General features: G+C 51.9%; 1 protein-coding gene (running past one end of the window). It reads right to left on the minus strand.

Annotation, left to right across the window (positions count from 1 at the left end):
* On the minus strand, positions 1 to 389 hold part of the coding region annotated (locus C1T21_RS26495; RefSeq protein ID WP_483874468.1) for an amino acid adenylation domain-containing protein (this coding region is incomplete at its 3' end). 6,203 nt of the annotated region lie beyond the right edge of the window; 389 of 6,592 annotated nt are visible.

The following is a 389-nucleotide window of genomic DNA, read 5'->3' on the forward strand; positions in this document are numbered from 1 at the left end:
CGCAGAACAGCGTTTGAAACACTTCCCAGCAAGCGGCATCAAAGGAATAACTGGCAAACATCAAGACATGATCCGACAAGCTCATCTGTAGTGTTTCATCGAAATAGGTTTTCAGGTTGCACAGCCCGCGGTGCTCGATCATAACACCCTTCGGCTGTCCCGTCGTACCCGACGTATAAATCACATATGCCAGATCGTTCGGGCCAGACAATGGCTCCAGATTCGAACCATCCTCGTGGTAGACCTCCTGCACCCCATTCAGCACCAGTACCTTGCCGCCAAAAGTGGCCTTTTCCACCAGATGGCTTTGCGTTAGCAGCAATTCCGCACCTGAGTCATCGAGCATGTAGCGGATACGTTCCTCTGGGTACGTCGGATCTATCGGAACA

This window comes from Paenibacillus sp. F4 (assembly GCF_002894905.1).
In the GTDB taxonomy this organism is placed as follows: Bacteria; Bacillota; Bacilli; order Paenibacillales; family Paenibacillaceae; genus Paenibacillus; species Paenibacillus polymyxa_B.